Source organism: Streptomyces sp. NPDC048172 (assembly GCF_043202595.1).
Lineage (GTDB): Bacteria > Actinomycetota > Actinomycetes > Streptomycetales > Streptomycetaceae > Streptomyces.
This window is the reverse complement of sequence record NZ_JBIDAT010000007.1, coordinates 206,140-231,296: the sequence shown is the minus strand read 5'-3', so window position 1 is coordinate 231,296 and position 25,157 is coordinate 206,140. Positions and strand designations below refer to the sequence as shown.

Below are 25,157 nucleotides of genomic sequence, written 5' to 3'. Positions count from 1 at the left end.
CGATCCCCTCAGCGGTCCTCGCCCCTCAGTTCGTGCAGCGCGTCGGCCAGTTCGGCGACGCTCCCGGCGAGGGCCGCGGTCTCCGCGCCCTCCGCGAGCTGCCGCTCGACGTCCTCCAGGCGGTGCGCGAAATCGTTCAGCCGGAGCTGCTCGTCGTCGAGCAGCTCCTGCAGCTGGCGGTTCTTGCGGTGCAGTTCGAGGAAGACCGCGACCTTGGTGCGCAGCACCCACGGGTCGAAGGGCTTGGTGAGGTAGTCCACCGCGCCCGTCGCGTACCCCCGGAAGGCGTAGCCCGGGTCGGTCGCCGTCTCGGCACCCGTGAGGAAGATGATCGGGATGTCCTTGGTCTGGTCGAGCCGCTTGATGTGCGAGGCGGTCTCGAAGCCGTTCATCCCCGGCATCAGGACGTCCAGCAGGACGACGGCGAAGTCCTGGCGCAGCAGCGCCTTCATCGCCTCCTCGCCCGACTCCGCGCGCACCAGAGGCACCTGGAGCGCGGCCAGCACCGCCTCCAGCGCGACGAGATTGTCCTCCATGTCGTCGACCAGCAGGATGCTGGCGTCCAGGTCGCGGGGGGCCGTACGGCCGGTGATACCGGTGGTCATCGCCTCTCCGTGGAGGAGTGAGGATCGAGCAGGGCGAGCACCGTACCCAGCAGCCGGTCGATGTCAACAGGCTTGGGTACGTACGCGGACGCCCCTGCGGTCAGGGACTGTTCGTCGTCGCCCGGCATGGCCTGTGCGGTGAGGGCGACGACGGGCAGCCGCGTGAAGCGCGGATCGGCGCGGAGCGTACGGATCGCCTCGTAGCCGTCCAGCTCCGGCATCATGATGTCCATCAGCACGAGATCGACGGCGGGGTCGGCCGCCAGGGTCTCGATGCCCTCGCGGCCGTTCTCCGCGTAGCGCACGGACATGCCGACGCGGCCCAGCGCGTGCGTGAGCGCGAAGACGTTGCGGATGTCGTCGTCCACGACGAGCACCCGTACCCCCGACAGTACCTCGGAGGGCCGCCCCTGTTGCCAGCGCGCGAGACTCGCGACGGCGGGCTGCGCGGAATCGGAGGAGGCGGCTTCGTCGGCCTCGGCTGTCCCGTCGCTCTCGCCGTCCCCGTCCCGTAGGGCTCTGCCCAGGACGCCGCTCACCACCGGGTCCGGCGCTCCGCCGACGGCCCCCTCGGGCGAGGCCGCGGGGACGGTGAACGTGAAGCTGCTGCCCTCGCCCTGGGCGCTCTCCACGGTGATCCTGCCGCCCAGCAGGGTGGCGATCTCCTGGCTGATGGAGAGCCCGAGACCCGTGCCCCCGTACGTACGGTGAGTGGAGCGGTCGCCCTGCTGGAACGCCTCGAAGATCCGGGCCAGCCGCTCGGGCGCGATCCCGATGCCGGTGTCGCTGACGGTGAAGGCCACCGCGCTCTGCCCGGCCACCTCGGCGGCGGTGACCCGGAGTTCGACCTTGCCCTCGGCCGTGAACTTGAAGGCGTTGGAGAGCAGGTTGCGCAGCACCTGCTGGATCCGCCGCTCGTCGCTGTGCAGTCGGCGCGGAACGGTGTCCGCCACGTCCACCGTGAAGCCGAGCCCCCGGCTGAGCGCGAGGGGGCGCGCGGTGTCGTGGACGTACGTCAGCAGCTTGAGCAGCGCCAGCCGCTGCGGCCGTACCTCCATCCGGCCCGCCTCGACGGTCGAGAGGTCCAGCACGTCGCTGATGAGCTGGAGCAGGTCGGTGCCGGAGCGGTGGATGGTCTGCGCGAAGCGGACCTCCTCCTCCGAGAGGTTGCCCGACTCGTTGTCGGCCAGCAGACGGGCCAGGACCAGCAGCGAGTTGAGCGGGGTGCGCAGCTCGTGCGACATGTTCGCGAGGAACTGCGTCTTGTACTCGGACGAGGCCGCCAGCAGCGCCGCCTTCTCCGACAGTTCGGTGTTCGCGCGGATGGTGTGCAGCGCCACGCCCATCGTGTGCATGAACTGGTCGAAGAAGGCCAGATGGATGTCGCTGAACGGACTGAAGGAGGCAAGTTCGAGCACCCCCAGCACCCGGTCCTGGTACATCAGCGGCAGGATCACCACGCACGCCGGGGGCGCCGAGCCCAGGCCCGAGGCGATGGGCAGATAGCCGGTCGGCACGTCCGTCAGCAGCAGCCGCCGCTTCTGCGCCGCGACCTGCGCCACCAGCCCCTGCCCCGGAGTGCCGGGCACCAGCCGCGCGTCCTGCTCGAACGCCGAGGTCCCGTACCCCGCGACGTACGAGAGCCGGGGCGGGCCGCCCTGCTCCTGCCGCTGCGCCGGTACGTGCTCGCCCACGGCCCCGCCCGCCGTGCGGGGGCCCGCCGCGGCCGTGCCGCCGCCGGGGCGGGCGTCCGCTCTCCCTCTACGGCTGCCGGGCCCCGTGCCGTCCGGCAGGTCCGTGAGCCCCGGGGTGATGTCGCCGGAGAGGAACAGCGCCCCGTACTCCGCGCTGACCAGCGGCGGAAGTTCCCGCATGATGAGCTCGGCGACGTCCCTGATGTCGCGGCGGCCCTGCATCAGCGCCGCGAGCCGCGTCAGGTTGGACTCCAGCCACTCCTTCGCCCGGGTCGTCTCGCGCAGGTCGGACACCATCTGGTTGACCGCCTCCGCGGCGTCGCGCCAGCTGCCCGAGAGACCGCGCAGCGAGGTGTGCGGCTGCGGCGGGCGTTCGCTCTCGGTGTCCTCCTCGCGTCCGGCGCGCGTCACCTCGCTGGTGAAGAGCGCGAGTTGGCCGGTGACGCGGTTCACGGTGCGGCCCAGGCGGCGGAGTTCGCCGCGGACGGGACGGTGGCCGTCGTACTGCTCGATGCGCTGCGAGAGGTCGCCCTCCGCCACGGCCGTGAGCACCCGGGTGGCCTCGGCGATGGGGTAGGTGACCGCGTCGAGCAGCGCGTTGGCCGCGCCCACGCTGTCCGCCCACATGCCGGGCCCGGGGCTGGCGGTGATCCGCTCGTCCAGCCGCCCGTGCCGGGTCACCTCCAGCTTCACGCGCACCAGTTCGGAGGCGAGGTGCTGGAGCCGGGCCGCGAGACAGTTCACGGCGTCGGCCAGCGCCCGTTCCTGGCCGAGATCGACACTTTCCTGACCGGTCTCCCGGTCCCTCGCGTGGTCCGTCGCGTGGTCCACCGTGACACCGTCCGGCTCCACGGCGCTGTGCGATACGTCGTCCGCTACGACGCGCGCGCGGAAGTCCCCCTCGCACAGCGACCGCAGAGTGGTCAGCACGGGATGGACAAGCCGCGCGGACGGGGCGGACGGCGCGGAGGGGATGGACGGGACGGATGGTCCGGAAGACTCGGAAGGCAGGGCAGACATGGCTCAATTCCCACCACTTCCGTTACTCGGTGCGTATGAGCGCGCCCAGTCTGTCACTCTTGCCCTACTGCGCTGAGCGCAATGGCAGAACTTTGGGGAGCAACGGTGGGGATGGGAGCCAGGAGGCGCGGAGAGGACAGTCGGGCCGGGGGGCCGGGCGACTCCGCGTTCCAGGGGGAATCACGCGTTCCGGGAGCACGCGAGCCGGACGGCACCGTCCGCGGCGCGCGCACGGAACTGCCGGGCAACGCGCTGGCGGCCGCCGCCGCGCGCAGCTTCGTCGAGGCCGCGCTCCGCGAGTGGGGGCTGCGCGGCATGCTGGTGGACGACGCGGTCCTGCTCGTCAGCGAGCTGGTGACGAACGCCGTCGTGCACGCGGGCACCGCCGTCGACCTGGAGTGCCGCCAGGCGAACGGGATAATCGTCGCCGAGGTCTCCGACCGCCACCCGGCGCGCACCGTCCTCGCGCGCGCCGACGAGGGGCACGGCTACGGCCTGCGGTTGATCTCGGCGCTCGCCAAGGAGTGGGGGATCAGCTACCGCAGGGACCGCAAGACCGTCTGGTTCCGGCTGGGGCCGGCGGGGCGGAACCCGCACACGTACCACGCGGACGAGGACGCCGGTACGGGTACGGGGATGGGTACGGGAACAGGGGCGGAGACGGGGCACGGCGCGTGCCTCGCGCCGGGGCACGGGCCGTACGCGCCGGGGGAGCACCGGGCGCCGCGCCTCACGCGGCCGTACGCCGCGGCGGAGTGGACCAGCCACGGCGCGCTCTCGTTCCTCGCCGAGGCGTCCGACCTGCTCGCCGGGCACACCGACGAGGACAAGGTGGCCTCCCTGGCGGGCCAGTTGATGGTGCCCCGGTTCGCCGACTGGTGCGCGGTCTGGCTGGAGGACCCGGACGAGGGCGCCGTGCCCCGGCTGGCCCGGGTCTGGCACGCGCAGGAGGACCGTATCGAGGAGCTGCGCGCCGAGCTCCAGAAGGACCCTCCGGCGCTGACCACCCGCTCCCTGCCCGGCCAGGCCCTGCCCTGGCGGTGGCCCACCGGCGCCGCCTCGACCGCGCCGGGCGGCGCCTCCGCCGCGTGCCGCCTGGTGGTCGGCGGGCGGGTCGTCGGCACGCTCCTCATCGGCCGCTCCGGGCTGCTGCGCATCCCGGACGAGGTCATGGGCCTGGTCGAGGACTTCGCGCGCCGGGTGGCGCTCGCCGTGCTCTCCGCGCGCCGCTACACGCGCCAGGCCACCATCAGCCAGATCCTCCAGCGCGGCCTGCTGCCGAGCGGGGAGGCGGCGATCCCGGGCCTCGACACGGCGGTCGTCTACGAGCCCTCGGGCGAGGGCGCCTGGGCCGGGGGCGACTTCTACGACCTGCTCGAACTCCCCGACGGCCGCTGGCGCTTCGCCCTCGGCGACGTGCAGGGCAACGGGCCTGAGGCGGCCGTGGTCACCGGCCTCGCCCGCCCCGTGCTGCGGCTCCTCGCGCGCGAGGGCTTCACCGTCACCGAGACCATGGACCGGCTCAACCGGGAGATCGGCGAGCAGGCACGCTTCCTCTCGCTCCTCTACGGAGAGCTCTCCTTCCGCCCCGAGGACGAGGGCGGCGTCGACTGCTCCGCGGTCTGCGCGGGCCACCCGCTGCCGCTGATCCGGGACGTCGCCGGGGGAGTCCGGGTGGCCGCGCTGCCGCAGATCCTGCTCGGCGTGATGCCGGACGTCGCCTACGACTGCCAGTCCTTCACCCTCCACCCCGGCGACACGATGCTGTGCGTCACGGACGGCGTGACCGAACGGCGTTCCGGCAGGCGGCTGTTCGACGACGGCGACGGGCTCGCGACCGTCCTCGGCGGCTGCGAGGACCTGGACGCGGCGGGCACGGCCGAGCGCGTGCGCCGCGCGGTGCACGACTTCGCCCCCGGCAGGCCGACGGACGACCTCGCCCTGTTGGTGCTGAAGGCCCCGGCCTGACAGGGCGTGCCCGGCGCTCTCCGGTCACGCCCGGTGCCGGTGCCGGGCCCGGGGTGCCCCTGCCTGTGCTTGGCGGGCTGCGGCTCGCGCGGTGGCCGGTCGCGTAGTTCCCCGCGCCCCTAAAGGGCGCTCCGAGGAGCGCCGCGTACCTCTAGGGGCGCGGGGAACTGCGCGCGCAACCGTCCACAACCCGCGGTCTGCGAGGGACAGGTGGGGCAGCCCCTGCCCAGCCCTGAGAAGAGGGCAACCATGAACCGCCGGACACGCCCTAGTCCACCAGGTCGCGGACCACCGCGTCGGCCAGCAGCCGGCCCCGCAGCGTGAGGACGGCACGTCCCCGCTCGTACGGCTCCGGCTCCAGCAGCCCCTCGTCCCGGGCCCGGCGTGCGGCCTCGGCGCCCGCAGGGGCCAGCAGGGAGAGCGGGCAGCCCTGCGAGAGCCGCAGCTCCAGCAGGACGCGTTCCACGCGCCGGTCCTCGTCCGTGAGGACCTCGCGCCCCGCGCCCGGGGAGCGTCCCTCGGCCAGGGCCCGCGCATAGGTGGCCGGGTGCTTGACGTTCCACCACCGCACGCCCCCCACGTGGCTGTGCGCGCCGGGTCCGGCGCCCCACCAGTCGGCGCCCGTCCAGTACAGCTCGTTGTGCCTGCAGGGGGCGGCGGCGTCGCCCGCGGTGGCCCAGTTGGACACCTCGTACCACTCCATGCCCGCCGCCGACAGGCGCTCCTCGGCCAGCAGATAGCGGTCCGCGTGCACGTCGTCGTCCGTCATGGGCACCTCGCCCCGGCGGATACGGCGCGCGAGCTGGGTGCCCTCCTCGACGATCAGCGCGTACGCCGAGACGTGGTCGGGGCCCGCACCGAGCGCGGCGTCGAGCGAGGCCCGCCAGTCGTCGTCGCTCTCGCCGGGCGTCCCGTAGATCAGGTCGAGGTTCACATGCCGGAACCCGGCCTCCCGCGCCTCCGCCACGCACGCCTCCGGGCGCCCCGGCGTGTGCGTACGGTCCAGCACCCGCAGCACGTGCTGCCGGGCGCTCTGCATCCCGAACGAGATCCGGTTGAACCCCGCCTCCCGCAGCGCCGCGAGCGAGGCGGGCCCTACGGACTCCGGGTTCGCCTCGGTCGTCACCTCGGCCCCGTCGGCGAGCCCGAACTCGTCACGGATCGCGCCCAGCATCCGCCCCAGGTCGGCGGGGTCCAGCAGCGTCGGCGTCCCGCCCCCGACGAACACGGTCTCGACGGGCCGGGGGTCGTCCCCCAGTACCTTCCGCGCCAGCCGGACCTCCTCCACGACGGTCGCCGCGTAGTCGTCCCGCGAGGTGCCGCCCAGCTCGGAGGCGGTGTAGGTGTTGAAGTCGCAGTACCCGCAGCGCGTCGCGCAGTACGGAACGTGCAGGTAGAAGCCGAGCGGACGGTCGGCGGCGCCGTCGAGGGCGTGGGGCGGGAGCGACCCGTCACCGGGCACGGGCTCGCCGTCGGGAAGTGCGGAGGGCATGCTCTCCATTGCACCACCCGCGCGCCCGTTGTCCGCATGCGCGTTGTCACACCGGCTGGCTACGCTGAGTACGCACGTGATCGCAGCGCACGCGAGGGGGCCGGCAATGACCGCCGTAGCCGAACGAATGGATGTCCCGATGGCTCACTCCCACGCGATAGACGCCTTCGAGGAACTCGACGTACCGGAGGGATTCAAGGCCGAGCTGCTGTGGGGGGACATCGTGCTGATGGCGGGGCCGGACCTGGTCCACAACGAGATCGTCGAGTCTGTGGTCGACCAGATTCCCCGGAGCCGGTGGAAGCGGCTCCAGACGCAGGACGTCGCCCTCCTCGCGCAGACGAGCGAGCCCCAGCCGGATCTCGTCGTGCTGCCGCGTGACGCGGGTCCGCAGTCGGGGCGGCTGATGCCCCATGAGGAGGTCACCCTCCTCATGGAGGTCGTGTCCAGGACCAGCGTGCACCGGGACCACGTCACCAAGCGGGCGCTCTACGCGGCGGGCGGCGTTCCCGGATACCTGATCATCGATCCCTTCAAGGCCGAGTGCGTCCTGCTGACCGAGCCGTCAGGAAAGGGCGAGCAGGCCGACTACCGGGTGGAGCGCAGGACTCCGTTCGGGGAGTCGGTGCCGCTCGATCTGCTCGGGGTGAAGCTGGAGACCGAGGAGTTCCAGACCCTCCCCGTCACGAAGCAGGTGCCGTGACGAAGTCGATCAGCTCCTCCACGCGGCCCAGGAGGGCGGGCTCCAGGTCCTTGTAGGAGCTGACCGAGCCGAGGATGCGCTTCCAGGCCGCGCCCGTGTTTTCCGGCCAGCCCAGGGCGCGGCAGACGCCCGTCTTCCAGTCCTGGCCCTTCGGCACGCGGGGCCAGGCCTGGATGCCGAGGGAGCAGGGCTTCACGGCCTCCCAGACGTCGATGTACGGGTGGCCGACGACCAGGACGTCGTCGCCGGTGACCCCGGCCGCGATGCGGGACTCCTTCGAGCCCGGCACCAGGTGGTCGACCAGGATGCCGAGGCGGGCGTCGGGGCCGGGGGAGAAGGCCTCGACGATCGCGGGGAGGTCGTCCACGCCCTCCAGGTACTCCACGACGACGCCCTCGATCCGCAGGTCGTCGCCCCACACCTTCTCGACCAGCTCCGCGTCGTGCCGCCCCTCGACGTAGATCCGCCCGGCCCGCGCCACCCGCGCCCGCGCGCCGGGGACGGCGAGCGAGCCGGAGGCGGTCAGCTTCGGACCCGAGGGTTCCGGCGAGGCGGCCGGCCGCACCAGCGTCACGACCTTGCCCTCCAGCAGGAAGCCGCGGGGCTCCATCGGGAAGACCCGGTGCTTGCCGAAGCGGTCCTCCAGCGTGACCGTCGGCCCCTGGGCCGTCTTCTCCCAGCGGATCACCGCACCGCAGAACCCGGTGGTGACCTCCTCCACCACGAGATCCACCTCGGCGGGCACCTCGGGCACGGGCTTCTGCCGTTTCCAGGGGGGTGTCAGGTTGAGGCTGCTGTAGCGGTCGTTGCGCATGGGGTCATTCTGCTACGTCGCGCGGAGCGTCACGCCTCGCCGAACCTCCTGGCGAGCTCGTCCCGTTGCCGCCGGACGAAGGCCGCGTCCACCAGCGCCCCGTGCCCCGGTACGTACACCGCCTCCTCGCCGCCCAGCGCCAGCAGCCGGTCCAGGGCCGCGGGCCAGCGGGCGGGGTGTGCGTCGTGCCCGGCCTGGGGCTCGCCCGACTCCTCGACGAGGTCGCCGCAGAAGACGACGTCCGGCGTGCCGGGCACGAGGACCACCAGGTCGTGGCCCGAGTGCGCGGGGCCGAGGTTGGCGAGCAGCACCTCGCGCCCGCCGCCCAGGGAGACGGTCATGTCGCCGGAGACGGGGTGGTGCGGCCGTACGAGGACGTCCGCGGCCTCCGCCGCCTCGTCCTCCGGCAGCCCCTGCCGGACGGCGTCCTCACGGAGCGAGTCCCGGGAGCGCGCGAGGAGTTCGCTGATGCCGACCGCGCCGTACACCTGTACCCCCGCGAACGCCGCCGTGCCGAGCACGTGGTCGAAGTGCGGGTGCGTCAGCGCGATATGCGTCACAGCGCGGCCCCAGAGGGCACGCACGTCCGCGCGGAGCGCTGCACCCTCCCGCAGGGAGGAGCCGGTGTCGATCACCAGCACCCCGTCGTCCCCGGTCACGGCCCCCACGGTGGCGTCCCAGCGCGGCAGCCTGCGCCGCGCCACACCGGGCGCGACACGCTCCCAGCGCTCCCCGACCGTACTGCCGGGCGTGCCGTCGCCGCGTCCCGGTTCCTGCGCCCGCTCTTCCCAATGCGCCGTCATACGACGACGCTAACCGCACGTGGGCAGCCACGCCCGCGTGCGGCGAGGAGCGCGGTAGCGTCGGCGCACGCGATCAGGCGGCCCTTGCCCTGGCTGTGGTGACCGGCCGTACACTGGCACAGGGAAGCTGGCACTCCTCTGCGGCGAGTGCCAGGGGTGGCACGAAGGAACACGAGAAGAGCGGCCGGACGGGAGGTGTGCGCCATGCTCAGCGAGCGCAGACTTGAGGTGCTCCGCGCCATCGTCCAGGACTACGTCGGCACGGAGGAGCCCGTCGGCTCCAAGGCGCTCACCGAGCGGCACAATCTGCAGGTCTCCCCGGCCACTGTGCGTAACGACATGGCGGCGCTGGAGGACGAGGGCTTCATCGCCCAGCCCCACACCAGCGCGGGCCGCATCCCCACCGACAAGGGGTACCGCCTCTTCGTCGACAAGCTCGCGGGCGTCAAGCCGCTGTCCTCCCCGGAGCGGCGCGCGATTCAGAACTTCCTCGACGGTGCCGTCGACCTAGACGACGTCGTGGGGCGCACGGTGCGGCTGCTGGCCCAGCTCACCCGCCAGGTCGCCGTCGTGCAGTACCCCTCGCTGACCCGTTCGACGGTGCGCCATGTCGAGCTGCTGGCGCTCGCGCCCGCGCGGCTGATGCTGGTGCTGATCACCGACACGGGCCGGGTCGAGCAGCGCCTGATCGACTGCCCGGCGCCGATCGGCGAATCGGTTCTGGCGGACCTGCGTGCCCGGCTGAACAGCCGGGTGGTCGGCCAGCGCTTCACCGAGGTGCCGTCTCTGGTCCAGGACCTCCCCGAGGCATTCGACGCCGACGACCGGGGAACCATTTCCGCGGTGCTGGCGACTCTGCTGGAGACCCTGGTCGAGGAGACGGAGGAGCGGTTGATGATCGGCGGTACCGCCAATCTCACCCGCTTCGGGCACGACTTCCCGCTCACCATCCGGCCCGTCCTGGAGGCGCTGGAGGAGCAGGTCGTGCTGCTCAAACTGCTCGGCGAGGCCAAGGACTCGGGCATGACCGTACGAATCGGACATGAGAACCACCATGAAGGACTGAGTTCCACATCGGTCGTCTCGGTCGGCTACGGTTCGGGCGACGAAGCAGTCGCCAAGCTCGGCGTGGTCGGACCGACCCGCATGGACTACCCCGGAACGATGGGAGCTGTACGCGCAGTGGCACGGTACGTCGGACAGATCCTCGCGGAGTCGTAAGTGGCGACGGACTACTACGCGGTCCTCGGCGTGCAGCGCGACGCCTCGCAGGACGAGATCAAGAAGGCCTTCCGCAGGCTCGCCCGCGAGCTGCACCCGGACGTGAACCCGGATCCGAAGACCCAGGAGCGGTTCAAGGAGATCAACACCGCTTACGAGGTGCTCTCGGACCCGCAGAAGAAGCAGGTCTACGACCTCGGCGGCGACCCGACCTCGGGTGCGGCGGCCGGTGGAGCGGGCGGCTTCGGCGCCGGATTCGGCAACTTCAGCGACATCATGGACGCCTTCTTCGGCACGGCCTCGCAGCGCGGTCCGCGCTCGCGTACGCGCCGTGGCCAGGACGCCATGATCCGGCTGGACATCGACCTCGAAGAGGCGGCGTTCGGCACCACCAAGGAGATCCAGGTCGACACCGCCGTCGTCTGCACCACGTGCAGCGGCGAGGGCGCGGCGCCCGGCACCTCGGCGCAGACCTGCGACATGTGCCGCGGCCGCGGCGAGGTCTCCCAGGTGACCCGCTCGTTCCTCGGCCAGGTCATGACCTCGCGGCCCTGCCCGCAGTGCCAGGGCTTCGGCACGGTCGTACCGACCCCGTGTCCCGAGTGCGCGGGCGACGGCCGGGTCCGTTCGCGGCGCAGCCTGACGGTCAAGATCCCGGCCGGTGTCGACAACGGGACGCGGATCCAGCTCGCGGGCGAGGGCGAGGTCGGCCCCGGCGGCGGCCCCGCCGGTGATCTCTACGTCGAGATCCACGAGAACCCCCACCCGACCTTCCAGCGCCGCGGCGACGACCTGCACTGCACGGTCACCATCCCGATGACGGCGGCCTCGCTCGGCACGAAGGTGCCGCTGGAGACGCTCGACGGGGTGGAGGAGATCGACATCCGGCCCGGCACCCAGTCGGGGCAGTCGATCCCGCTGCACGAGCGCGGCGTCACGCATCTGCGCGGCGGCGGCCGTGGCCAGCTGATCGTCCACGTCGAGGTCACGACCCCGACCAAGCTGGAGCCCGAGCAGGAGGAACTCCTCCGCCGTCTCGCGAAGCTGCGCGGCGAGGAACGACCTACTGGCCAGTTCCAGCCCGGACAGCAGGGGCTGTTCTCCCGCTTGAAGGACGCCTTCAACGGTCGCTGAGGCGGTGCGCGTGCGTGGCTCCGGCCGGGGGTCCGGGGGTGGCCCCCGGGGGATGGAGTCAGCCGGGGCAGCAGGGCTTGTTCTCCCGTCTGAAGGACGCGTTCAACGGTCGCTGACGCCTGCAACAGGCGGCGCTGAGCGGTAAGGGGCGGGGCGCGGTGACGGGTGCTTCGGTGGGCGGCACCGCGTGACAGGATGAGCGCATGTCCACCGCGTTGCCCTCGCTCTCCGAGCTGACCGAGCATCCTCTCGTCCAGGCGCCCATGGCCGGGGGCGCGTCCTGCCCGTCGCTCGCCGCCGCGGTGAGCGAGGCGGGCGGGCTCGGTTTCCTCGCCGCCGGGTACAAGACGCCGGAGGCGATGTACGAGGAGATCCGGCAGGTCCGTCGGCTGACCGACCGGGCCTTCGGGGTCAACCTCTTCATGCCGCAGCCCCCGACCGCCGACCCGGCGGCCGTGGAGGTGTACAGGGAGCAGCTCGCGGGCGAGGCGACCTGGTACGAGACAGAGCTGGGCGACACCGACCGCGGCACGGACGACGCGTACGAGGCGAAGCTCGCGATCCTCTTCGACGACCCGGTCCCCGTGGTCTCGTTCGCGTTCGGCTGCCCGCAGCGGCGGGTGCTGGAGCGGTTCGGCAAGCTCGGCACGTACACGGTCGTCACCGTGACGAACGTCGCCGAGGCGCAGGCGGCGCAGGACGCGGGCGCGCACGCCGTCAGCGTGCAGGGCGTGGAGGCGGGCGGCCACCAGAGCACGCACAAGGACGATCCGCAGTCGGACGGTTCCGGCGGCGGCCTGGGGCTGCTGTCGCTCGTGACGCAGGTCAAGGAGTCCGTGCAGCTCCCGATAGTGGCGGCGGGCGGGCTGATGCGCGGCGGCCAGGTCGCGGCCGTGCTGGCGGCGGGCGCGAGCGCGGCGCAGCTCGGCACCGCGTTCCTCGTCTGCGAGGAGTCCGGCGCGCACGAGCTGCACAAGCAGGCGATGACCGATCCGCTCTTCACCCGCACCGAGCTGACCCGGGCCTTCTCCGGGCGGCCCGCGCGCGGCCTGGTGAACCGGTTCATGCGGGAGCACGGGCCCTACGCGCCCGCCGCCTATCCGCAGGTGCACTACCTCACGGCCGAGATCCGCAAGGCCGCGGCGAAGGCGGGCGATCCGCAGGCCATGAACCTGTGGGCGGGCCAGGGGCACCGGCTCGCCCGCGCGCTGCCCGCGGGGCAGCTCGTGGAGGTGCTGGCGGCGGAGCTGTCCGTCGCGCGCGACGCGCTGTCGGCGGTCCGCGGTGGCGGCACCGGCACCGGCACCGGCACCGGCACCGGCACCGGCACCGGTGGCGGCACCGGCACCGGCACCGGCACCGGTGGCGGCACCGGCGGCGGGAGTGTGCACGAGTGACCGCGCCCGTCTTCGTCACGGACCCCGGCAGGCTCGACGCCCTCGCCCCCGGCGACACCTTCGTGCTGGAGGGCCCCGAGGGGCGGCACGCGGTGTCCGTACGGCGGCTGCGCGCGGGCGAGGAGGTCGTGCTCACCGACGGCGCCGGTACGGGCGCCACCGGCACCGTCGCTGCCGTCTCCGGCAAGGACCGGATGGACGTGACCGTCGTGACCGTACGGTCGGCGCCCGAGCCCCGTCCCCGGATCACGGTCGTACAGGCGCTGCCCAAGGGGGACCGGGGCGAGCTGGCCGTGGAGACCATGACCGAGACCGGGGTCGACGCGGTCGTGCCCTGGACGGCGTCGCGCTGCGTGACGCAGTGGAAGGGCGAGCGCGGCCTGAAGTCGCTGGGCAAGTGGCGGGCGACGGCGCGCGAGGCGGGCAAGCAGTCGCGCCGGGTGCGGTTCCCGGAGGTCGCCGAACCGGCCTCCACGCGCGAGGTGGCGCGGCTCCTGGAGGGCGCCGCCTTCGCCGGGGTGCTGCACGAGTCGGGCGAGGTGCCGCTGGCCACCGCCCCACTCCCCGTGGACGGCGACCTCGTGCTGGTCGTGGGCCCCGAGGGCGGCGTCTCGCCCGAGGAGCTGCGGGCCTTCGAGGCGGCGGGCGCCGTGCCGTACAAGCTGGGCCCGACCGTGCTGCGGACCTCTACCGCGGGGACGGCCGCCGTGGCGGTGCTGTTGGCCCGGACCGGACGCTGGGGCTGAAGGGCACGCCGAGCCGGGCCCAGCCGCGCCCGGCCTTCGTGAACGCGTCGGGGTCCACCTCGCGGATCTCGACCCGCTTCGGCCCGGAGCCGAAGACCGCGAGCCGCGTCGAACCGGCGAGCGCCGTGCTGACGGTGGGCAGCCGGGGCGCGTCCGTACGGAGCGAGTGGCTGGAGACGACGTAGTCGACGGAGCGCCAGCCGTGCCGCAGGGAGCGGGCGACGGCCGGGTCGAGGTCCGCCTTGTAGAACCAGATGGCGCCCGTGCGCGGCCGGAATCCCTCGTGCACGAGATCGAGCCACAGCCGGTCGTCGACCAGGACGCGGGCGGAGCGCGGGTGTTCGGCGTACGTGGCCATCCAGGCGGCGGCCTGCCGGTACGGGCCGTTCGCGTCGGTCGTGAGGGCGTCCCGGTCGGCGGCGGCCCACCGCGGCGCCGCGGACCAGAACGCCGCCGCTGCCAGGACCCCCACCAGCGTCCACCGGATGACCGTGACGGACACGTGTTCCATCCGGTGCCGTCCGGCGCGCAGCACGGCCTTCGCCAGCACGGCCGCCGTACCGGCGAGCGAGAGGGCGAGGAAGGGCAGGGCCTGGATGACGAACATGGCCGGGATGTAGCCGGACGGGCGCAGCGTGACGGACGCGGCGAGCAGCAGCACGGCGAGCGCGGGACCGGCCAGCGCCCGCGCCGCGCGCGACCAGCGCGCGGTCTCGACGAGCGCCACCGCCGCGACCCCGCCCGCCAGGGGCAGCACACGGTCGTACTGCAGCCAGGCGCCCACGGTGCGGCGCGCGGCCGACTCCGGGTCGAGCATGCTGCCCGAGCCGGGCCGGGTGAGCTGGAAGGCGAGCGCGTCGGTCAGCGACACCCGGTCGTCGGCGGGCAGCAGTTCGCCGTGCAGCAGCGCGTAGAGCGGATACGAGAGGCCCAGCAGCACGCAGGCGGTGATCGCGCCGGTCACCGCGAACTTCCGGGTGTCGCGGTGGCTGTGCGTCCACATCGTCACCAGCAGCGCGGGCAGCACCAGGAGCATCGTTTCCTTGGACAGGACCGAGACGGCGGCGGCCAGACCGGCGGCGAAGTGGTGCCACAGGTGGCGGCTGGGCGAGGCGGCGAGGATGAACGCCAGCAGCATCCAGGGGACCGCGATGTTGTCCAGGAAGATCTTCCGCAGCAGCTCCACCGAGAGCGGCGAGAGCCCGTAGAGCGCCATCGCCAGCGCGGCGGCCCAGCGCGGCAGTTGGAGCCTGCGCGCCAGGACGTACAGCAGCACGGCGCTCACCCCGCCGACGACGACCAGCGCGGCGCGGCAGGGGGCGACGGTGAGGGACTCGGGGGAGATCGCGGCGGGCAGCCAGGTGAGGAACGCGAGCTGGATCCAGCCGAGCGGCGGGTGGTCGTACCAGTACGTGTAGTGCGCCAGACCCTCGCCGTGCTGCACGGCCCACGCCTGCGCGAGGTACGTGCCCTCGTCGTCGGCGAGTTCGGGGAAGCCCGTCAGGTTGGCGCCGTGCACCACGAGGTGGACGAGGAGCAGGCCCCCGCAGAGCAGCAGGTCGGGGTGGCGCACCCGGCGCCGTACGCGCCCCCCGCCGGACGGTGCCGCGCCCCCGGCGGTCGGCGGGGGCGCGGGCGAGGACGAGGGCGGGGGCGGGGCGGAGACGGAGGTCACTCCGGTCACGGAAGCGCCCCCTCACGCACCTTGCCGTGCGGCTTGCCGTGCGACGCGTCGGGCGCGTCGCTCCGCGGCCCCGGGATCGTCACGGGCAGCGGTACGGACGAGGGGAGCGGCCGGGGCTGTACGGGTACGGGCGGCGCGGTCTCCTCCGGCGGGAGGTGGGCGCCCGTGTGGGGCGTCAGCTCCCAGTCCGAGCGGCCGAGGCACTCGCGCCAGACCGCGCGCAGCGCCGCCGCGGCCAGCAGCAGCTGGTATGCGGGCCCGCCCAGCACCAGCTTCACGTAGTCGGACGGCCGGACGTAGGACTCGTACTGCCGTCCGAAGTCGTGCAGCGCCACGCCCTCGAAGACGAGCGTCATCACGGAGGTCAGCGCGGGCAGGAAGCTCAGCGCGGTGACGCCGAGATGCACCTGCGCCCAGAGCGCGACCGCGAGGTTCACCGGGACGAGCAGCCCCGTGAACGCCTGGAAGAACGGCGTCGCCAGCGTGTAGCGCGCCAGCATCCGCTGCGAGAACGTGGGCAGTTCGGCCCAGTCGTGCTTCCGGTAGACCTGGAGGAACCCCTGGTTCCAGCGGGTGCGCTGCTTGAGCAGCGCGACGAGCGAGCCCGGCGACTCCTCGCGGGTCACGAGCATCGGGTCGTACGCCACGACCGTACGGGCGCCGCCGCTGGAGAGCCGGACGCCCAGGTCGCAGTCCTCGGCCAGGCAGTCGGGGTCCCAGCCGCCCGCGTCGCGCAGCAGCGGCGTGCGGACGAACACGGTGTTGCCGCCGAGCGGGATGAAGCCCTTGGCGGCCTGCAGGTGGAGGCGGCTGCGGAACCAGAAGAAGTACTCCAGGCAGTTGCGCAGGCTGTACCAGCTCGACTGGAAGTTCATGAGCTGCACGCCGCCCTGCACGACGTCGGCGCCGGTGGTGCGGAACGTGTGGTCGACGTGGGTGAGCAGCCGGGGGTCGACCTGGTCCTCGGCGTCGATCACGCCGACGACCGCGCCCCGGCAGTGCGGCAGCGCGGTGTTGAGCGCGCGCGGCTTGTTCTTGACCTCGTGCCGGTCGACGATCACCCGGACCCGGTCCGGGGCCTCGGCGGCGAGGAGTTCGGCGACGGCGCGGGTCCCGGGGTCGTCGTGTCCGACGATCACCAGCACCTCGTAGTGCAGATGCTCCGTGCGCAGCAACTGCCGGACGGTCGCGGCCAGTACGTCCTGCTCGTGGCGGGCCGGGAGGAGGAGCGAGAAGGAGAGCCCGCGGTCCCCGTCGGGAGGGGCGAAGTGGGTGGCCGCGTACGTCTCGGGGGTCCGCCAGGCGTACATCTGCCACCAGAGGGTGAGCGAGGCTATGCCGAAGAGGGTGAGTGACGCGAGGGTCACGAAGAGAGTGAGCGTGGTCGTGAACACGGAGCCGATCCTTCCGCCCGGTCCGGGCGCGGACCTGTGGCTTGCTCCCGCGTCACCCGTTCGGGGAAGACGGCCGAAGGGAGTCGAAAGGCCGTGGGGAGCCTTCCGGGCGGACGCGGCCGGTGGCAGGCTGCCGTGCATGGGTGCTGTACGACGGGAACTGAGAGCAAGAAGGATCTGGCGATTAGCGGGCGCCGCGGGCGCCGTCACCGCGGTGGTCCTCGGGACCGCCGCCTGCGAGCCCGGCGACGCGGGCGGGCTCAGCACCGCCTCCGTCGCGCTCGCCACCGACCAGGCGGGCACGGCTGCGCTGGAGCACGCGGGGATCAAGGTGCAGTGGATGAGCTGCACGGCCCACATGGGCACCCGCCCCGGCACGGGTACGGCCACGGCGACGCGCTCCGCGAAGGGCAACGAGGTCGCCAGGGTCGAGTGCGAGGGCGAGACCACCAACCGTAAGAAGCTGGCCATCAAGGGCCGGGTCACCGAGGAGCAGGGCGGACGCTGCGTACGTGGCGACCTCGTCGCCACCTCGGGCGACCGCACGCTCTTCCGCGCCAGCGTGCTGGGCGACTGCGACGCGAAGCCGAGCGGTACGACGACGGCGCCGCCGAGGCCGACCACCACGCGCCCGACGGACCGGCCTACGGAACCGACCGACCGGCCCACGGTCACCGAGACGGTGGATCCGCCGCCGACCTCGACGCCGACACCGAGCGAGCCCACCGAGAAGCCGCCCGTCACCGTGACCGTCACCGGGAAGCCCACCCCGACGTCGAGCCCCACCTGCGGCTGCGACGAGGACGGGAACGGGGGCGACCCCACGCCTGAGCACGAGCCCGCGGGCGCCGACAGGTAGCATCCCGTTCCATGGCTGGAGAACCTGATGTGGCGGACTGCCTGTTCTGCAAGATCGTCGCGGGCGAGGTCCCGGCGACCGTCGTCCGGGAGACCGAGACGACCGTCGCGTTCCGGGACATCAACCCGCAGGCGCCCACGCACGTCCTGGTGATCCCCAAGGAGCACCACCAGGACGCCGCCGCGCTCGCCGCCGCGTCCCCGCAGCTCATGGCGGACGTGCTGCGCGAGGCGGGCGAGGTGGCCGCGCAGGAGAAGATCGCCGTACGCGAGGGCGGCCCCGGCACCGGCTACCGGGTGGTCTTCAACACCGGCGCGGGCGCGGGCCAGACGGTCTTCCACGTCCACGCGCACGTCCTCGGGGGCCGCGGCCTCGAATGGCCCCCCGGCTGACGGACCGGACCGGAGCGTACGGAGATTGTCCGCGCGAGAACTGGTCGTGCTCGGCACCGCCAGCCAGGTGCCGACGCGGCACCGCAACCACAACGGGTACGTGCTCCTCTGGGACGGCGAGGGCCTCCTCTTCGACCCCGGCGAGGGCACGCAGCGTCAGATGACGCGCATGGGCGTCGCCGCGCACGACCTCACCCGGATCTGCCTGACGCACTTCCACGGCGACCACTGCCTCGGCCTGCCCGGCGTCGTCCAGCACCTCAGCCTCGACCGGGTGCCGCACCCGGTCACCGCGCACTACCCGGCGAGCGGGCAGCGCTGGTTCGACCGCCTCCGGTACGCCACGCCGTACCACGAGACGGCGGACCTCCGCGAGGCCCCCGTGCACGGCCCCGGGGACCTCACCGCCCCCGGCGAACTGCCGTTCACTCTCACCGCGCGCGAACTGTCGCACCGCGTCCCCGCGTTCGGCTACCGCCTCTCCGAACCGGACTCCCGCCGCATGGACCCCGCACGGCTCGCCGCGCACGGCATCGCGGGGCCGGACATTGGCCGTATCCAGCGCGAGGGCGAGCTCCGGGGCGTACGCCTGGAGGACGTCAGCGAACCGCGTCCCGGCCAGCACTTCGCCTTCATCATGGACACCCGCCTCTGCGACGGCGTCCACGCGCTCGCCGAGGGCTGCGACCTGCTGGTGATCGAGTCGACCTTCCTCCACGAGGACGCTGCGCTGGCTTCTGAGTCGGGGCACCTGACTGCCCGCCAGGCGGGTGCCGTCGCCGCGGAGGCGGGTGTACGCCATCTCGTCCTCACCCACTTCTCGCAGCGCTACTCCGACGCGGGGGCGTTTGCGCGCGAAGCGCGTTCCGCGGGCTTCGAGGGCGAGCTGACGGTGGCCGAGGACCTGACGAGGGTGCCGGTCCCGAAGCGAAGGAGCTGACAGGGGCGCGGGGGCCGGGTGCTTCATCGGGTGGCGGGGAGGGTGAGCAGGATGCGGGTCCGGAGGAGATCGAGGAAGACCTCGGGGCGTTTGTAGAGGGCGAAGTGGCCGGCGTCCTCGATGAGGGTGAATTCCTTGACCGGTGCCTGGACGTCGTCGAAGTAGGCGCGGGCGCGGGCGGGTGTGTTCACCAAGTCGCAGGCGCCTTGGACGAGGAAGAACGGGACGTCGAAGCGGGTGCCGTCGGCCCAGTCGTCGAAGGCGGCGGTGTCCGGCAGCACGGCGGCCGAGACCATGAAGCTCTTGAAGAAGGTGACGATCTCGCGCAGCGAGTGCAGGGGCGAGTACCACAGCGACTTCATCACCAAGGACTTCATCGCGGCGAACGTGTGGGGGTCGGTGGCGGAGGCGAAGCGGTTGAAGTGGCTGAACTGCTCGGCGCTCCAGCTCCGCTGGTCGGGGCCCATCTCGCGGACGGCGGCCAGTTCCTTCCGCTTGCCCGCCTGGGCGAGCCGGTCCAGGGCGGCGTAGTAGTCGGTGGTGTCCCGGCCGCCGTCGAAGATCTTCTGATCGGTGCCGATGTACGCGCTGACGAGGTGCGGGTGGCTGCGTGCGAGGCGCATCGCGATGGCGCTGCCGAAGGAGCAGCCCAGCAGGATGACCCGCTGCACGCCGAGGCGCTCGCGGACGTGCTCCACGACCTCCACGGCGTCCCGCAGCAGCCGCTCGAAGGACAACTCGCCCTGGCCGTCCGGCCCGGAGCGACGCAGGGTCTTGCCGGTGCCGCGCATGTCCCAGCGCACCAGGGTGACGTGGCGCTCCCAGTCGCGGGAGACGTTGGCCAGGATCGAGTTGGACGAGCCGGGGCCGCCGTGCAGTTCCACGAGTACCGGGTTGTCGCGGTCCTCGCCGCGGATGTGGAGCCACTGGTCGAGGCCGCCGAACGTGGCGAAGTACTGCTCGTCGATGCCGCGGCTGCCGGTGATGCGCAGCCGCCGGGCACCGGCGGAGCGGACGAGCGCGCGGCGCCCGAGAAGGCCGACGGCAGGGGCGGCGACGGTGGCGCAGGCGGCCGTGGTGATGACGGTAGCGAGCATGACGTCCTCCAGGGGATGCGAACCCAGAAACTGTGTATGTGATACACGGTTAATAACTGTGTATCTTATACACGGTTGATTGAAGGAGGCGCAAGCCCGCTGACGGAGAGGAGGCCGGTGTGCCGGCGAACAAGGAGAGCGACCGCGACCCGGGCGCCAGCCTCGCGCTGCTGTGGGGAGCCGGCGACGGCCGTCCGCGGCGCGGGCCCAAACCGAAGTTCACGCCCGCCCAAGTGGCCCGCCGCGGCGTCGAGATCGCCGACGCCGAAGGGCTCGATGCCCTGTCCATGCAGCGGGTGGCCGAGCTGCTCGGGGTCACCACGATGGCCCTGTACCGCTACGTCCCGGGCAAGCCCGACCTCATCGACCTGATGGTCGACACAGTGCTCAGCGATCCGCCCGACCTCACCCGCGTACGGGGCGGCTGGCGCCCCCGCCTCGAAGCCTGGGCCCGCGCCTGCTGGGACGTCTACCGCGCCCACCCCTGGATCCTGACCGCTACGGGGCTCCGCCGCCACGCCATGGGCCCGCACCAAGTGGCCTGGCTCGATACCGCCCTGGCCTCCCTGGAGGAGACCGGACTCACCGCCCGCCAACGTCACGACGCCGCGATCCTCGTCCTGAGCCTGGTGCGCAACCTCACCCAGGAGGCGCTCGACCGCGACGAACGAGGTGACCGGGAGTGGGACCGCCTCACCACCGACCAGCTCACCGCGCACGCCGACCGCTACCCCGCCCTCACCCGGGCCATCGCCGCGGGCGCCTTCACCCCCACCGGCGCCGACCCCCTCGCCTTCGGCCTCACCTGCGTACTCAACGGCATCCAGGAGCTTGTGGGTTCGTCCGCGCGGGCCTGTGTTTGATGTGCGCCTCCGCCGCGGGGCGCGCCGGGCCCAAGACTTTTGGGCTTGCCCCTTCTCCCTCAGGTGCGCGGGGCTGTGTTTGATTTGCGGCTCCGCCGCGGGGCGCGACCGGTCACGACGCATCGGGGCTTGCCCCTGTTCCCTTAGGGGCGCGGGGAACTGCGCGACCAGCCACGACGCGGGCGCGCCCCGCGAAGCACAGCCCGGGGCACCCCGAACCCGGCCCTGTACGCGGGGCACCCGGCGAAGGGGGCTGCGCTTGCCAACCCTGCGCCTTGCGCAGACTTCCCAAGCCCAGTGGGGTGGAGGGAGCAGTAGGGGCAGCCCCGTAGGCGAACCGCGTCAGGCGCCGGCCGGAGAAGTGGCGGCAGCCCGGGTCAGAAGCCGAGGCGGCGGAGTTGCTTCGGGTCTCGTTGCCAGTCCTTGGCGACCTTGACGTGAAGGTCGAGGTAGACCGGCGTGCCGAGGAGAGCCTCGATGTGGCGGCGGGACGTCGTCCCGACATCCTTCAGGCGCTGGCCCTTCGGTCCGATCACGATGCCCTTCTGGCTGGGCCGCTCGATGAAGATGTTGGCGTGGATGTCCAGCAGGGGCTTCTCCGCCGGGCGCCCCTCACGCGGCAGCATCTCCTCGACGACCACGGCGATCGAGTGCGGGAGCTCGTCCCGTACGCCCTCCAGCGCGGCCTCCCGGATCAGCTCGGCGACCATGACCTGTTCGGGCTCGTCCGTGAGGTCGCCGTCCGGGTAGAGCGCGGGGCCCTCGGGCAGGAGGGGGACCAGGAGGTCGGCCAGCAGTCCGACCTGCTTGTCGGCGGTCGCCGAGACGGGGACGATCTCGGCCCATTCGAGGCCCAGCTCCTTGCCGAGCTGGTCGACGGCGATGAGCTGCTCCGCCAGCGCGTCGTTCTCGACCAGGTCGGTCTTGGTGACGATCGCGACCTTGGGCGTCTTCTTCATCGCCGCCAGCTCGGCGGCGATGAAACGGTCGCCGGGCCCGATCTTCTGGTCGGCCGGCAGGCAGAAGCCGATGACGTCGACCTCGGCCCACGTCGTCCGCACGACGTCGTTGAGCCGCTCGCCGAGCAGCGTGCGCGGCTTGTGCAGGCCCGGGGTGTCGACGAGGACGAGCTGCGCCTCCGGGCGGTGCACGATGCCGCGCACCGTGTGCCGGGTGGTCTGCGGGCGGTTGGAGGTGATCGCGACCTTCGTGCCCACCAGCGCGTTGGTCAGCGTCGACTTGCCCGCGTTCGGGCGGCCGACGAAGCAGGCGAAGCCCGAGCGGTGCGGCTCACCGGCGGCTTCGGAGACCTCGGAGGGGGCGGCGGAGGATGCGTTCATGACGACCATTGTCCCCGATGCCGCGCCCGGCCCCGACAGACCTCCCAGCGACCGGCGTCAGCCCGCCGTGACGGTCGCGCGCAGGGTCCCGTCCGGGCCAGCGAGCAGTACGGGCGTGGCGGAGCCGCCCAGGTCGCGTACGGCCGCCAGGTCCTCGTCCGGCACGGCCTCCGCTTCCGCGACGACGGCCGCGGCCTCCAGCGAGGTCGCGCCCGAGGCGACGGCCATGGCCACCGCCGTGCGCAGCGCGGAGAGCCGGAGTGAGGGCAGCGCGACGGTGCCCGCGACGTACGTACGCCCCGTCTCGTCGCGTACGGCCGCGCCCTCCGGCACGGAGTTACGGGCGCGGGCGCTGCGCGCCAGGGTGAGGATCTTGCGGTCTTCGGGGTCCAGTTCCTGGTCGGTCATGAGAGCGAGGATATGCGGGGCGAGGGCTCAGCTCGCGACGGGGCGGACCGGCGGGACCGGGGGAACCGGCGGAACCGGGGGGACCGGGCGGATCGCCGAACGCAGCACCTCCGGCCGCAGCAGCCGCTCCAGCCGCTCGGCCGTGCCCGACCCCGGCACCGGGTTGTGCAGCACGACCTTCAGGTCAGGGCGCGCGGGCACCTGGAGCGTGGTCGACTCGAAGCGCAGCGTGCCGACCGCCGGGTGCTCGACCTCCTTGAGGAGCTGGCCCGGCAGGCTCACGTCGGCCTGCGCCCACAGCTCCACGAAGGGCTCGCTCTCGCTCCGGAGCCGCTCGAACAGCTCCTGGAAGCCCTCGTCCTGCGGCCACTCGGCGAGCGAGGCGCGCAGCTGCGAGACGACGTGCGGCGCGTTCTGCTCCCAGCTGCTGGCGCGCACCCGGTAGTGCGGGTTGAGGAAGAAGTCCAGGATGCAGTTGTCCTGCTCGCGGATGCCGAAGGTGTGCCGCGCGGTCTCGTTCAGCGCCACCGCGTTCCAGTACGGGTCCAGGATCACCGCCGGGTTCGGCAGCCAGCCGTCCAGCAGCCGCTGCATGCCCGCGCACAGATGGTCCCGGTCGAAGTCGGACTGGGGGAGCGGGGGATTGAGCCCCGCCAGCATGTACAGATGGCGGCGCTCCGTGGGGCTCATCCGCAGCACGCGCGAGACCGCGTCCAGCACCTGCGGCGAGACGGTGATGTCCCGCCCCTGCTCCAGCCACTGGTACCAGGACGCGCCGACCCCGGCGAGCACCGCCACCTCCTCGCGGCGCAGCCCCGGCGTGCGGCGCCTGGCCCCGCCGTCGGGCAGCCCCGCCTCGGTGGGGCTGACACGCGCCCGACGCGACCGCAGGAACTCGCGCAGCTCCGCGCCGCGCCGCGTCTTCTCGCTGGTCGCCCTCGCGGGCGGTGTGCTCTCGCCGACTGCCACCTGTCGGTCCCCTCCCTGGCTGGTGGTCGTACCACCACCATAAACAGCGTCTCCCTACGGTCTGTTCCGCCGCAGCAGGATCTTGCGCATGCCAACCAAGACCGCACCCCGGGACCCCTACGAGACCGCCGTGGACACGGCTAAGGCCACGCCGTCACCCCCCGCCGCGCCCGCGCCCGAGGCCGCGCGCTTCAGCGCCCGCGAGAAGCTGGTCCTGGTCGTGCTCTGCGCCTCCCAGTTCCTGGTCGCCCTCGACTTCTCCGTCCTCAACGTCGCCCTTCCCGTCCTCGGCCCCGACCTGGGCCTCGGCGAGGCCGGGCTGCAGTGGGCCGTCACCGCCTTCGCCCTCCCGACCGGCAGCTTCCTGCTCCTCTTCGGCCGCCTCGGCGACCAGCTCGGCCGCCGCCGTACGTTCCTGACCGGCCTGGCCCTCTTCACGGCCGCCTCCGTGCTGGCAGCGCTCGCGCCCAACGCGGCGCTCTTCCTCACCGGCCGCGCGCTCCAGGGACTCGGCGCCGCCGCGCTCGTACCCACCGGCATGGCGCTGATCACCACCTCCTTCGCCGAGGGCCCCAAGCGGACCAAGGCGCTCAGCATCAACGGCTCGCTGATGGCGCTCGGCTTCACCGTCGGCATGGTCGTCGGCGGCGTCCTCACCGACACCCTCGGCTGGCGCTCCACCATGGGCCTGCTCGGCGTCGGCGGCACGGCCGTGCTGCTCGTCGCGCCGCGCATGCTCGCCGAGAGCCGGGGCGAGCGCGCCCGGCTCGACATCCCCGGCGCCCTCACCGTCACCGGCGGACTCCTCGGTGTCGTCTACGCCCTCTCCACCGCCGCCGAGGAGGGCTTCACCCGCCCCGACGTCCTCACGGCGCTGGTCGGCGGCCTCGTACTGCTCGGCCTGTTCATCCGGATCGAGGCCCGCAGCCCCGAGCCGCTGCTCCCGCTGTGGATGCTGCGCCGCCCGACCGTCGCGTTCGGCAACCTGGGCGGGCTCGCCAGCGTCTCGATGATGACCGCCGCCGTCTTCCTCCTCACCCTCTACCTTCAGGACACCCTCGGCGTCTCGCCGCTCGTCTCCGGGCTCGTCTTCGGCGTGCAGGGCGTGGCCTCGATCGTCGGCGGCGCCGTCGCGCCCCGTATCGCCCGCCGTGTCGGCGCCCCGCGCACCCTCGCGTTCGGCCTCGTCGGCCAGGGCGTGCTGACGGCGACGCTGCTGGGCATCGGCGTGGACTCCGGCCTGTGGCTGGTGGTCGTCGGCCTCTCGCTGGCCAGCGGCATGCACCTGGTGGCCGTCGTCACCTACGGCGTGACCGCCACCTCCGGTCTCGCCGACGAGGACCAGGGCCGTGCGACGTCGCTGGTCACCAGCGCGATGCAGCTCGGCATGGCCCTCGGCATCCCGCTGCTGAGCGCGCTCTCGGTCAGCTGGTCCGGCGCGCTGCGTGATGGCGGTACGCCCGCCGCTGATGCCGCTCTGAGCGGCATCAAACTGGGGCTTGGCGTCGACGCCATCGCCGTCACGGTCATCGGCGTCCTGGTCTTCTTCGCCCTGCGCCGGAACAACATCCGTTCAGAGGGTGCCCCTGCCCGTTCGTAGCGGGCCGCGGGTGC

22 protein-coding genes and 1 pseudogene are annotated in these 25,157 nt (G+C 72.8%); 11 read left to right on the top strand and 12 right to left on the bottom strand.

Annotated features, from left to right (window positions below):
- Nucleotides 1-8: 8 nt before the first annotated feature.
- From ACGF3A_RS30530 to ACGF3A_RS30520, 3 genes and pseudogenes are all read right to left on the bottom strand, one after another.
- Nucleotides 9-605: a two-component system response regulator gene (locus tag ACGF3A_RS30530; protein ID WP_393733616.1), complete on the bottom strand. Its 597-nt coding sequence runs from the start codon at nt 603-605 to the stop codon at nt 9-11.
- The gene (locus ACGF3A_RS30525) at nt 602-2,521 is read right to left on the bottom strand and encodes a hybrid sensor histidine kinase/response regulator (RefSeq protein ID WP_393733846.1); all 1,920 of its coding nucleotides are present in this window, start codon (nt 2,519-2,521) and stop codon (nt 602-604) included. The genes ACGF3A_RS30530 and ACGF3A_RS30525 overlap by 4 nt, the downstream gene beginning before the upstream one ends.
- Nucleotides 2,522-2,812: 291 nt before the next feature.
- A pseudogene (locus ACGF3A_RS30520) lies at nt 2,813-2,926 on the bottom strand (hypothetical protein); the annotation flags it as partial.
- Between the two features lie 504 nt (nt 2,927-3,430).
- Here ACGF3A_RS30520 and ACGF3A_RS30515 point away from each other — a divergent pair.
- The gene (locus ACGF3A_RS30515; protein ID WP_393733615.1) at nt 3,431-5,287 is read left to right on the top strand and encodes a SpoIIE family protein phosphatase; all 1,857 of its coding nucleotides are present in this window, start codon (nt 3,431-3,433) and stop codon (nt 5,285-5,287) included.
- Nucleotides 5,288-5,555: 268 nt separating this feature from the next.
- Here the strand turns inward: ACGF3A_RS30515 and hemW are convergent, their stop codons facing one another.
- Nucleotides 5,556-6,779, bottom strand: coding sequence for a radical SAM family heme chaperone HemW (hemW, locus tag ACGF3A_RS30510; protein WP_393733614.1), 1,224 nt, complete (start codon nt 6,777-6,779; stop codon nt 5,556-5,558).
- 139 nt (nt 6,780-6,918) lie between these two features.
- Between hemW and ACGF3A_RS30505 the strand changes: the two genes are divergently transcribed.
- The gene (locus ACGF3A_RS30505) at nt 6,919-7,482 is read left to right on the top strand and encodes a Uma2 family endonuclease (RefSeq protein ID WP_393733613.1); all 564 of its coding nucleotides are present in this window, start codon (nt 6,919-6,921) and stop codon (nt 7,480-7,482) included.
- Here ACGF3A_RS30505 and ACGF3A_RS30500 read toward each other — a convergent pair.
- The gene (locus tag ACGF3A_RS30500; protein WP_393733612.1) at nt 7,463-8,296 is read right to left on the bottom strand and encodes a DUF3097 domain-containing protein; all 834 of its coding nucleotides are present in this window, start codon (nt 8,294-8,296) and stop codon (nt 7,463-7,465) included. The two genes, ACGF3A_RS30505 and ACGF3A_RS30500, sit on opposite strands and share 20 nt — an antisense overlap.
- 29 nt (nt 8,297-8,325) lie before the next feature.
- Nucleotides 8,326-9,099: an MBL fold metallo-hydrolase gene (locus ACGF3A_RS30495; RefSeq protein ID WP_393733611.1), complete on the bottom strand. Its 774-nt coding sequence runs from the start codon at nt 9,097-9,099 to the stop codon at nt 8,326-8,328.
- A 204-nt stretch (nt 9,100-9,303) separates the two neighbouring features.
- Between ACGF3A_RS30495 and hrcA the strand changes: the two genes are divergently transcribed.
- The 4 genes from hrcA to ACGF3A_RS30475 all read left to right on the top strand — a co-directional run bounded on the left by hrcA (nt 9,304) and on the right by ACGF3A_RS30475 (nt 13,597).
- Entirely contained in the window at nt 9,304-10,320 is a 1,017-nt protein-coding gene (gene hrcA, locus ACGF3A_RS30490; RefSeq protein WP_393733609.1) for a heat-inducible transcriptional repressor HrcA, read from the top strand.
- A complete protein-coding gene (dnaJ, locus tag ACGF3A_RS30485) occupies nt 10,321-11,454 on the top strand; it encodes a molecular chaperone DnaJ (protein WP_393733607.1) in 1,134 nt (377 codons plus the stop codon).
- 203 nt (nt 11,455-11,657) lie between these two features.
- A complete protein-coding gene (locus ACGF3A_RS30480; RefSeq protein WP_393733606.1) occupies nt 11,658-12,851 on the top strand; it encodes a nitronate monooxygenase in 1,194 nt (397 codons plus the stop codon).
- Nucleotides 12,848-13,597: a 16S rRNA (uracil(1498)-N(3))-methyltransferase gene (locus ACGF3A_RS30475; protein ID WP_393733605.1), complete on the top strand. Its 750-nt coding sequence runs from the start codon at nt 12,848-12,850 to the stop codon at nt 13,595-13,597. Before ACGF3A_RS30480 ends, ACGF3A_RS30475 begins: the two co-directional genes overlap by 4 nt.
- Here the strand turns inward: ACGF3A_RS30475 and ACGF3A_RS30470 are convergent.
- Entirely contained in the window at nt 13,539-15,281 is a 1,743-nt protein-coding gene (locus ACGF3A_RS30470) for an ArnT family glycosyltransferase (protein ID WP_393733603.1), read from the bottom strand. The two genes, ACGF3A_RS30475 and ACGF3A_RS30470, sit on opposite strands and share 59 nt — an antisense overlap.
- On the bottom strand, nt 15,278-16,675 hold the full coding sequence (locus tag ACGF3A_RS30465) for a glycosyltransferase (protein ID WP_393733602.1): 1,398 nt from the start codon (nt 16,673-16,675) through the stop codon (nt 15,278-15,280). Before ACGF3A_RS30465 ends, ACGF3A_RS30470 begins: the two co-directional genes overlap by 4 nt.
- A gap of 139 nt (nt 16,676-16,814) precedes the next feature.
- Between ACGF3A_RS30465 and ACGF3A_RS30460 the strand changes: the two genes are divergently transcribed.
- From ACGF3A_RS30460 to ACGF3A_RS30450, 3 genes are read left to right on the top strand one after another with little or no spacing between them, the layout of a single operon-like run.
- A complete protein-coding gene (locus ACGF3A_RS30460) occupies nt 16,815-17,534 on the top strand; it encodes a hypothetical protein (protein WP_393733601.1) in 720 nt (239 codons plus the stop codon).
- A gap of 11 nt (nt 17,535-17,545) precedes the next feature.
- The gene (locus ACGF3A_RS30455) at nt 17,546-17,926 is read left to right on the top strand and encodes a histidine triad nucleotide-binding protein (protein ID WP_393733600.1); all 381 of its coding nucleotides are present in this window, start codon (nt 17,546-17,548) and stop codon (nt 17,924-17,926) included.
- Between the two features lie 25 nt (nt 17,927-17,951).
- On the top strand, nt 17,952-18,866 hold the full coding sequence (locus ACGF3A_RS30450) for a ribonuclease Z (RefSeq protein ID WP_393733599.1): 915 nt from the start codon (nt 17,952-17,954) through the stop codon (nt 18,864-18,866).
- A gap of 23 nt (nt 18,867-18,889) precedes the next feature.
- On the opposite strand, the gene ACGF3A_RS30445 is transcribed toward ACGF3A_RS30450, so the two are convergent.
- Entirely contained in the window at nt 18,890-19,963 is a 1,074-nt protein-coding gene (locus ACGF3A_RS30445; protein ID WP_393733598.1) for an alpha/beta fold hydrolase, read from the bottom strand.
- A gap of 119 nt (nt 19,964-20,082) precedes the next feature.
- Between ACGF3A_RS30445 and ACGF3A_RS30440 the strand changes: the two genes are divergently transcribed.
- A complete protein-coding gene (locus ACGF3A_RS30440; protein ID WP_393733597.1) occupies nt 20,083-20,826 on the top strand; it encodes a TetR/AcrR family transcriptional regulator in 744 nt (247 codons plus the stop codon).
- Nucleotides 20,827-21,203: 377 nt separating this feature from the next.
- Here the strand turns inward: ACGF3A_RS30440 and era are convergent, their stop codons facing one another.
- The 3 genes from era to ACGF3A_RS30425 are packed head-to-tail and all read right to left on the bottom strand — an operon-like array spanning nt 21,204 to nt 23,543.
- A complete protein-coding gene (gene era / locus ACGF3A_RS30435; RefSeq protein ID WP_393733596.1) occupies nt 21,204-22,166 on the bottom strand; it encodes a GTPase Era in 963 nt (320 codons plus the stop codon).
- Between the two features lie 57 nt (nt 22,167-22,223).
- On the bottom strand, nt 22,224-22,574 hold the full coding sequence (locus ACGF3A_RS30430; RefSeq protein ID WP_393733595.1) for a cytidine deaminase: 351 nt from the start codon (nt 22,572-22,574) through the stop codon (nt 22,224-22,226).
- Nucleotides 22,575-22,601: 27 nt separating this feature from the next.
- Nucleotides 22,602-23,543, bottom strand: a complete 942-nt coding sequence (locus ACGF3A_RS30425) for a helix-turn-helix transcriptional regulator (protein WP_393733594.1) — start codon at nt 23,541-23,543, stop codon at nt 22,602-22,604.
- Between the two features lie 88 nt (nt 23,544-23,631).
- On the opposite strand from ACGF3A_RS30425, the gene ACGF3A_RS30420 reads away from it, so the two are divergent.
- On the top strand, nt 23,632-25,143 hold the full coding sequence (locus tag ACGF3A_RS30420; protein ID WP_393733593.1) for an MFS transporter: 1,512 nt from the start codon (nt 23,632-23,634) through the stop codon (nt 25,141-25,143).
- Nucleotides 25,144-25,157 lie beyond the last annotated feature (14 nt).

Bases quoted from the DNA above. Each gene is read 5' to 3' on its own strand.
- ACGF3A_RS30530 (WP_393733616.1), bottom strand. From the start codon at position 605: ATGACCACCGGTATCACCGGCCGTACGGCCCCCCGCGACCTGGACGCC.
- ACGF3A_RS30525 (WP_393733846.1), bottom strand. From the start codon at position 2,521: ATGCAGGGCCGCCGCGACATCAGGGACGTCGCCGAGCTCATCATGCGG.
- ACGF3A_RS30515 (WP_393733615.1), top strand. From the start codon at position 3,431: ATGGGAGCCAGGAGGCGCGGAGAGGACAGTCGGGCCGGGGGGCCGGGC.
- hemW (WP_393733614.1), bottom strand. From the start codon at position 6,779: ATGCCCTCCGCACTTCCCGACGGCGAGCCCGTGCCCGGTGACGGGTCG.
- ACGF3A_RS30505 (WP_393733613.1), top strand. From the start codon at position 6,919: ATGGCTCACTCCCACGCGATAGACGCCTTCGAGGAACTCGACGTACCG.
- ACGF3A_RS30500 (WP_393733612.1), bottom strand. From the start codon at position 8,296: ATGCGCAACGACCGCTACAGCAGCCTCAACCTGACACCCCCCTGGAAA.
- ACGF3A_RS30495 (WP_393733611.1), bottom strand. From the start codon at position 9,099: ATGACGGCGCATTGGGAAGAGCGGGCGCAGGAACCGGGACGCGGCGAC.
- hrcA (WP_393733609.1), top strand. From the start codon at position 9,304: ATGCTCAGCGAGCGCAGACTTGAGGTGCTCCGCGCCATCGTCCAGGAC.
- ACGF3A_RS30480 (WP_393733606.1), top strand. From the start codon at position 11,658: ATGTCCACCGCGTTGCCCTCGCTCTCCGAGCTGACCGAGCATCCTCTC.
- ACGF3A_RS30460 (WP_393733601.1), top strand. From the start codon at position 16,815: ATGGGTGCTGTACGACGGGAACTGAGAGCAAGAAGGATCTGGCGATTA.
- ACGF3A_RS30455 (WP_393733600.1), top strand. From the start codon at position 17,546: ATGGCTGGAGAACCTGATGTGGCGGACTGCCTGTTCTGCAAGATCGTC.
- ACGF3A_RS30445 (WP_393733598.1), bottom strand. From the start codon at position 19,963: ATGCTCGCTACCGTCATCACCACGGCCGCCTGCGCCACCGTCGCCGCC.
- era (WP_393733596.1), bottom strand. From the start codon at position 22,166: ATGAACGCATCCTCCGCCGCCCCCTCCGAGGTCTCCGAAGCCGCCGGT.
- ACGF3A_RS30430 (WP_393733595.1), bottom strand. From the start codon at position 22,574: ATGACCGACCAGGAACTGGACCCCGAAGACCGCAAGATCCTCACCCTG.
- ACGF3A_RS30420 (WP_393733593.1), top strand. From the start codon at position 23,632: ATGCCAACCAAGACCGCACCCCGGGACCCCTACGAGACCGCCGTGGAC.